Below are 7571 nucleotides of genomic sequence, written 5' to 3'. Positions count from 1 at the left end.
TCAGCCCTGCCGGGCCGCATCCCCATCTGTGAGCGAAAACTGCGAGTGGGAGTCCGCTGGGGCTCCCACTTGTGGTTCTCGCTCCCAATTGCGGGGAGCAAGCCCGCGGAAAGACCCTGGGCCCTCGAAGCGTGCGCTCCGAGGGCCCAGGGTCATGCATCCAGCTACTAGTGTTCGACGGCGGCTTCTGCGCCGTGGCCGGTGAGCGAACGCACTTCCATCTCAGCGGCGAGCACCGGGTCTTCCTTCTCGCGGGCGGTCACTGAACCGAGCCAGCCGAGGAAGAAGCCGAGCGGAATCGACACGATGCCCGGGTTCTGCAGCGGGAACCACGCGAAGTTGACGCCTTCACCGAAGAGCGACGTCGGCGTGCCCGACACCACCGGCGAGAAGAAGATGAGCAAGAGCGAGGATGCGAGCCCGCCGTACATGCTCCACACCGCACCGCGGGTGGTGAACTTCTTCCAGTAGAGCGAGTAGAGGATCGTCGGCAGGTTCGCCGAGGCCGCGACCGCGAAGGCGAGCGCCACGAGGAATGCGATGTTCTGACCCTGCACGCCGATACCACCGGCGATCGCGATGACACCGAGCACGACCACGGTGACCTTGCCGACCTTCACCTCGGTCTCGGGGTCGGTCTTGCCCTTCTTGATGACGCTGCCGTAGATGTCGTGCGCGAACGAGGCCGCAGCAGTAATCGCGAGACCCGCCACCACCGCGAGGATGGTCGCAAATGCGATCGCCGACACGAAACCGAGCAGCACCGGGCCACCGAGCTGCAAAGCAAGCAGCGGTGCAGCCGAGTTCACCTTGCCGGGCGCGTTCTGAATTACTTCGGGGCCGACGAGCGCCGCGGCGCCGTAGCCGAGCACAAGGGTGAAGATGTAGAACGCACCGATGAGCCAGATCGACCAGACGACCGACTTGCGGGCTTCCTTCGCGGTCGGCACGGTGTAGAAGCGCATGAGCACGTGGGGGAGACCCGCGGTGCCGAGCACGAGCGCCATGCCGAGCGAGAGGAAGTCAATCTCCTTGCCGCCGTACTGCAGGCCGGGGGCGAGCACCGCGGCGCCCTTCTCCGATGCATCCATCGCGTGCTGCAGCACCTGCGAGAAGTCGAAGCCGTTGAGCGCGAGCACCCAGAGCGTCATCGCGAACGCAGCGCCGATGAGTAGCCAGGCCTTGATGATCTGCACCCAGGTCGTGCCCTTCATGCCACCGATGAGCACGTAGACAATCATGAGCACACCGACGACGGCGACAACGAGCGACTGCCCGACCTTGTCGTTGATACCGAGCAGCAGCGACACCAGACCACCGGCGCCGGCCATCTGCGCGAGCAGGTAGAAGAAGCACACCGCGAGCGTCGTCGTGGCCGCAGCCATGCGCACCGGGCGCTGCTTCAACCGGAACGAGAGCACATCGGCCATCGTGAACTTGCCGGTGTTGCGCATGAGCTCGGCAACGAGCAGGAGCGCCACCAGCCACGCCACGAGGAATCCAATGGAGTAAAGGAACCCGTCGTAGCCATTGATCGCGATTGCGCCGACAATGCCGAGAAAGGATGCGGCAGAAAGGTAGTCGCCCGAAATTGCGAAACCATTCTGCGTACCCGAGAACGAGCGGCCACCGGCGTAATAGTCAGCTGCCGACTTATTGTTCTTGCTCGCCCGCACGACGATAAACATCGTCACGCACACAAACGCGATAAAGATCGAGATATTGAGGATGGGGTTGTTTTCCACCACCGCAACCGTGTCGGCGAGCACCGTGCCGATGTGGGCGAAATCAATGTTCATGCCTGCGCCTCCCCGCGCTCAATAGCCTCGAGGTCGCCGCGCAGTTCGGCAGCATCCTCGTCAAGTGAGCGGTTGGCGAACCGCACGTACCACATGGTGATCGCGAAGGTCGTGACGAATTGCATCAGACCGAGCAAGAGTCCGACATTGATATTGCCGAACACGGGGGTCGCCATGAAGTCGTGCGCAAAGGCGCCGAGCAACACAAAGGCGAAATACCAAACGAGAAAGAAGATGGCCATCGGAAATACGAATGACCGTTGCTTCTTACGCAGTGCTTGGAATTTGGGGGTCTGTTGAATCTTCACATAGTCGACAACGCCTGGCGTTGCCGTCTCGGTTTCCTGCATGGGGCCTCCTTGCCACATGGATGAACGGAAATGGGGAAGAGCGAATGTTTAGTTCTGCGCCACGGTGCGAATGGGCACCGTGAACATGCCGGTGGCGGGCACGACATCGGGTTGGGGCGCGAGTGCGAGCAGGTCATCGAGCACCGTGATGTCTTCGATGGTTGGCGGCACCTGGTATTTCTCACCGTCGAGAATCTGCCGGATGGTCTTGCGCAGGATCTTGCCGGAACGGGTCTTCGGCAAACGTGCCACCACCGCGACATCGCGGAACGCGGCAACCGGGCCGATGTGCTCACGCACGAGGGCGACGAGCTCCTTCTCGAGCACCGCATCCTCAACCTCGAAGCCGTGCTTGAGCGTGACGATGCCGTACGCGCGCGAGCCCTTCAGCGCATCCGCGACACCGACCACGGCCGCCTCGGCAACCGCATCGTGCATCGCAAGCACCTCTTCGAGCGCGCCGGTCGAGAGGCGGTGGCCGGCGACGTTGATGACGTCGTCGGTGCGACCCATGACGTAGACGAAGCCGTCTTCGTCGACATAGCCCGAGTCGCCAGTGGCGTAGTAGCCGGGGAACGCTTCGAGGTAGGAGCGGCTGAAACGCTCGGGGTCGCCCCAGACGGTCAGTAGGTACCCGGGCGGCAGCGGCAGCTTGAGTGCGATATTCCCTTCGACACCGGGCTCGGTGACATCGTTGCCAGCGGCATCGAGGATGCGCAGATCAACACCCGGGCAGGGCACCGAGGTCGATCCGGGCTTCGATGGCAGCAGCTCAATGCCGCGCGGGTTCACGCAGATCGCCCAGCCGGTTTCGGTCTGCCACCAGTGGTCGATGACCGGGCAGTGGAGTCCGTCGTTGAGCCAGTGGTAGGTCTCGGGATCGGTGCGCTCGCCCGCGAGGAAGAGCGCTTCGAGGCTCGAGATATCGTGGCGGTTTGCGCCTTCAAGCTCTGGGTCTTCGCGTCGAATTGCGCGCACGGCGGTCGGCGCGGTGAAGAGCACCTTGACGCCGTACTGCTCGATCACTCGGAAGAAGGCGCCCGAGTCGGGGGTGCCGACCGGCTTCCCCTCGTAGATGAGCGTCGTCGCGCCAGCGAGGAGCGGCGCGTAGACGATGTAGCTGTGGCCGACGACCCAGCCGACATCGGATGCGGTCCAGAACACATCACCCGCGCCGATGCCGTAGATCTTTGACATCGACCGGGTCAGTGCCACGGCGTGGCCGCCGGTGTCGCGCACGATGCCCTTCGGGTTTCCGGTGGTGCCCGAGGTGTAGAGGATGTAGGCGGGGTGGTTCGCGGGCACCGGCACCGGAGCGACCGGCTCGGCCGCGCATTCGGCTTCCTTCCAATCGAGGTAGCGCACCGGGCCGCCCTGGTAGTCAGCGGCAGAACCGGGGATGCGGGAGCGCTCGGCCACGATGACCGTCTCGACACTGTCGCTCGAGCGAGCGAGTGCCTTCTCGATAATCGGCAGGTATTCGACGACGCGGTTCGGCTCGAGGCCACCGTTGGTGGTGACGATGACCTTGGGCTCGGCGTCATTGAGTCGCACGGCGAGCTCGCTCGAGGCGAAACCGCCGAACACGACCGAGTGAATCGCGCCGATGCGCGCGCAGGCGAGCATCGAGATGATCGCCTCGGGAATCATCGGCAGGTAGATGAGCACGCGGTCACCGACGCCGACGCCGGCGTTGCGCAACACACCCGCGAAGCGCGCGACGTGCTCTTGCAACTCGGCGTAGCTGATGCGCGATTGGGTGCCGGTCATGGCCGAGTCGTAGATGATTGCGGTGCGGTCGCCGTTGCCGGCTTCAACATGGCGGTCGACGGCGTTGTAGCAGGTGTTCAACTCGCCATCGGGGAACCAACGCCACTCGGTGTCACTGCGCATTTCGACGGCGCGCGTGGGCTTGCGGTGCCAGTCGATGAGCTCGGCAGTTTCGAGCCAGAACCCCTCGGGGTCGTCGATGCTGCGCTGCCACACCGGAGCGTAGTGGTCATCGCGCACGGGCTGATTTGGGGTCAACAGGGCGTCAGTCATTGAAACCTCATTCGTGGTCGCGTCGTTGCGATCTGGAAAACTCCGCCGCCGAGGTAGGCCGAAGCGGGTGTTAGGGTTCACGGTACGAAGCCCGACTGACGTCGCAGTACCCCCGGAAGTTGGTATCCCGTCATGCAACGAAGCACGATGAAGTCCGAATACGAGCTGCTTGATCTCGCTGTGAGCGAGCTCAGCAGCTCAGGCGCGTTCCCGCTGGTGTTCGGCGGGCTCTCCTCGTCGAATGGCATCCACGTGTCGACGCTGCGCGGCCACCGCACTCCGAATCTCGTTGGCCTCAACGTTGAGGTGAACCGTGGACTCGGTGGCCGATCGATCAGCGATCGTCAGCCGCGCATCACGAACAACTACCGCACCTCGCGGGTGATCACCCATGACTACGACCGCCAGGTGCTCAGCGAAGGTGTCTCGACCCTGCTCGCGGTGCCGGTCATTGTTGACAATCAGGTGCGCGGAGTCATTTACGGTGGTCAGCGCAACGACGTGTCGGTCGGCAACGTCTCGATTGAGCCCGCGGTGCGCATTGCGGCGAAGCTGCAGCGGGCGCTCGCGGCACGCGACGATGCCGAGCGGGTGCGCTTGCAGGTCGCCTCGCATCAGCAGCGGCGGGCAGTGCAGGATGCACCTGAGCTTGACCCAGCGCAGCTCGAGCAATTGCGCACGAGCTACGCGGAACTGCGGTCGATTGCGGCCGCTGTCGAGAACCCCGAAATCGTGGGACGCCTGCGTGTGCTTGAGCAGCGCATCGCTGGGCTGGTGTCAACCGAGGCGGTCTGCCCGGCCGAGGTACGGCTTTCGCCGCGCGAGTTGGATGTGCTTGGTTATGTCGCTGTGGGCCTACGGAACGCGGAAGTTGCTCGGGAGCTCGGGCTCACCGAGTCGACCGTGAAGAGCTACCTCGGGGCGGCCATGCAGAAGCTTGGTCAGCGCTCGCGCCACGGTGCAGTCGTTGAAGCGCGCCGCTTCGGCTTCCTGCCGTAGTTCTTCGACCTCGTGAGCATACGCGCCGCCACAGTCACTGTGGCGGCGCGTCTGTGTGTATGCAAAAAATCTCAATTCTGCGCTTGCGTTCGTGCAAACTCGACGTAATGTATACATAAATCGAGATTCACTCGAATTAGCATCATGCCGAGCACGAGGAGGTGCCATGCGCGCAAGCGATCGCAGCTACGCCACGCTGCGAGACGAGATCCTCGATGGCATCCTCGAACCCGGCGCAGTGCTCGCCGAAGTTGAGCAGTCGACCCGCCTCGGCGTGAGTCGCACGCCGATTCGCGAGGCGTTCTCGCGACTCATCGCCGATGGCCTCGTCACCGCACAATCGCCACGCGTGCTCGTTGTCTCTGAACTCGATTCCGACCGCGTGCGCGGACTCTATGAGCTGCGCATCGCACTCGAGTGCACTGCCGCATCCCTCGCCGCTCGCCGCCGCGCCCCCGAAGCATTCGAGCAGCTGCGTGGCGAACTGCTCGCCGCACCCGCACTTCTCGACGAAGGCGCCGAAGGGCTCGCGCGCTACTTCGCAATTGTGGATGCACTCGATGACGCCATCGAGGCAGCCATCGATAACGCCTACCTTTCGACGGCCTTCGCCAGCGCACGCCTGCACTCAGCCCGCGTGCGTCGTCTCGCACAACACGACCCGGCACGCATGCGCCAGGCCGCCGAAGAGCACCTGCTCGTCGTCGACGCCATCCTCGAGGGCGACGCCGAACTGGCCGCCGACGCCACCCGCATCCACCTGCACCGCAGTCTCCACAGCGCACTCCAGCGCATCCCACCACGCCAGCCCAACACCGCTACCGCCACCCCGAAGGGAAACCGATGAAGCAGCACGAAGTTCGCGTCTACCGTTCCGAAGAGCAACTCGCCCGCGAAGACCAGCTCGCGTGGAAGCTTGCCGAGATCGCCGCCGACAAGGTCGAGGTCACCGACGACGTCACCGACATGGTGATTAACCGCGTCATCGACAACGCCTCAGTGGCTGCCGCCTCGCTCAACCGCGCCCCGATCGTGGCCGCTCGTGGCCAGGCGACCGCTCACCCCGCATCCCGCCACGGCGAGGGCGCGAACGTCTTTGGCCTGCCTCAGGGGGAGCGCACGAGCCCCGAGTGGGCAGCTTGGGCCAACGGCGTGGCCGTGCGCGAACTCGACTACCACGACACCTTCCTCGCGGCTGAGTACTCGCACCCGGCAGACAACATTCCGGCCGTCGTCGCCGTCGCCCAGCACCTCGCGAACGCCCGCGGCCTCACCGGCAACGACGTCGTTCGCGGCATCGTCACCGCCTACGAGGTGCAGGTCGATCTCGTGAAGTCGATCAGCCTGCACAAGCACAAGATCGACCACGTCGCCCACATTGGCCCCTCAGCATCGGCTGGCATCGGCACGCTCCTCGGTCTCGACACCGAGACGATCTTCCAGGCCATCGGCCAGGGCCTCCACACCACGACCGCCACGCGTCAGTCGCGCAAGGGCGAGATCTCAACGTGGAAGGCGCACGCCCCCGCCTTCGCCGGCAAGTTGGCTGTCGAAGCGGTCGACCGCGCCATGCGCGGCCAGACGAGCCCCACCCCGATTTATGAGGGCGAAGACGGCGTGATCGCGTGGATGCTCGACGGCCCCGACGCGCGCTACGAAATCTCGCTGCCCGAGGCCGGCGAGGTCAAGCGGGCCATCCTCGACACCTACACCAAGGAGCACTCGGCCGAATACCAGGCACAGGCCTGGATCGACCTTGCTCGCAAGCTCAACCGCGAGCATCCTGAACTCGTTTCGTCGCCCGAGCGCATCGAGTCGGTCGTTATTCACACCTCGCACCACACGCACTACGTCATCGGCTCGGGCGCCAACGACCCGCAGAAGTACGACCCGACCGCCTCGCGTGAGACGCTCGACCACTCGATTCCCTATATCTTCACCGTCGCCCTGCAAGACGGCGCTTGGCACCACGTCGACTCCTACGCGCCCGAGCGCGCTGGCCGTCCCGACACCGTGGCCCTCTGGCAGAAGGTGACCACGCGCGAAGACGCCGAGTGGACCCGCCGCTACCACTCGCTCGACATCAGCGAGAAGGCCTTCGGTGGCGCCGTCGTCATCACCCTCAACGATGGCAACGTGATCACCGACGAGATCGCCGTCGCCGACGCGCATCCCCTTGGTGCCCGCCCCTTTGCGCGCGAGCAGTACATCGCGAAGTTCCGCACGCTCGCGACCGACGTGCTTGGCGAAGATGAGGTCGAGCGCTTCCTCTCGGTCGCCCAGCGCCTGCCCGAACTGCGCGCCGATGAACTCGGCCAACTCACCATCGTTGCCCGCGAGGGGCTGCTCATCGCGAGTCCCGCCGACGGCATCTTCTAAG

6 protein-coding genes are annotated in these 7571 nt (G+C 64.6%); 3 read left to right on the top strand and 3 right to left on the bottom strand.

Translation table 11 applies throughout. The features are described 5' to 3' along the window. Positions 1-167: 167 nt before the first annotated feature. From EG850_RS10410 to EG850_RS10400, 3 genes are read right to left on the bottom strand one after another with little or no spacing between them, the layout of a single operon-like run. A complete protein-coding gene (locus EG850_RS10410) occupies positions 168-1799 on the bottom strand; it encodes a solute symporter family protein (RefSeq protein ID WP_124973198.1) in 1632 nt (543 codons plus the stop codon). Continuing rightward, positions 1796-2149, bottom strand: a complete 354-nt coding sequence (locus EG850_RS10405) for a DUF485 domain-containing protein (RefSeq protein ID WP_124973196.1) — start codon at positions 2147-2149, stop codon at positions 1796-1798. Before EG850_RS10405 ends, EG850_RS10410 begins: the two co-directional genes overlap by 4 nt. Positions 2150-2197: 48 nt before the next feature. Then, a complete protein-coding gene (locus EG850_RS10400; RefSeq protein ID WP_124973195.1) occupies positions 2198-4192 on the bottom strand; it encodes an AMP-binding protein in 1995 nt (664 codons plus the stop codon). Positions 4193-4339: 147 nt separating this feature from the next. Between EG850_RS10400 and EG850_RS10395 the strand changes: the two genes are divergently transcribed. The 3 genes from EG850_RS10395 (at position 4340) to EG850_RS10385 (ending at position 7570) form a co-directional block, all read left to right on the top strand. Further along, positions 4340-5191: a LuxR C-terminal-related transcriptional regulator gene (locus EG850_RS10395; RefSeq protein ID WP_235829291.1), complete on the top strand. Its 852-nt coding sequence runs from the start codon at positions 4340-4342 to the stop codon at positions 5189-5191. Positions 5192-5357: 166 nt separating this feature from the next. Beyond that, a complete protein-coding gene (locus tag EG850_RS10390) occupies positions 5358-6038 on the top strand; it encodes a GntR family transcriptional regulator (protein WP_124973191.1) in 681 nt (226 codons plus the stop codon). Further along, positions 6035-7570: an MmgE/PrpD family protein gene (locus tag EG850_RS10385; RefSeq protein ID WP_124973189.1), complete on the top strand. Its 1536-nt coding sequence runs from the start codon at positions 6035-6037 to the stop codon at positions 7568-7570. Before EG850_RS10390 ends, EG850_RS10385 begins: the two co-directional genes overlap by 4 nt. Position 7571 lies beyond the last annotated feature (1 nt).

It is taken from the genome of Gulosibacter macacae (assembly GCF_003865375.1).
Taxonomy (GTDB): Bacteria; Actinomycetota; Actinomycetes; order Actinomycetales; family Microbacteriaceae; genus Gulosibacter; species Gulosibacter macacae.
Note: the sequence above shows the minus strand (reverse complement) of the source record. Positions and strands in the feature narration are given on the sequence as shown.

Coding starts and splice junctions, on each gene's coding strand:
- EG850_RS10390 (WP_124973191.1), top strand. CDS start 5,358: ATGCGCGCAAGCGATCGCAGCTACGCCACGCTGCGAGACGAGATCCTC.
- EG850_RS10405 (WP_124973196.1), bottom strand. CDS start 2,149: ATGCAGGAAACCGAGACGGCAACGCCAGGCGTTGTCGACTATGTGAAG.
- EG850_RS10400 (WP_124973195.1), bottom strand. CDS start 4,192: ATGACTGACGCCCTGTTGACCCCAAATCAGCCCGTGCGCGATGACCAC.
- EG850_RS10410 (WP_124973198.1), bottom strand. CDS start 1,799: ATGAACATTGATTTCGCCCACATCGGCACGGTGCTCGCCGACACGGTT.
- EG850_RS10395 (WP_235829291.1), top strand. CDS start 4,340: ATGAAGTCCGAATACGAGCTGCTTGATCTCGCTGTGAGCGAGCTCAGC.
- EG850_RS10385 (WP_124973189.1), top strand. CDS start 6,035: ATGAAGCAGCACGAAGTTCGCGTCTACCGTTCCGAAGAGCAACTCGCC.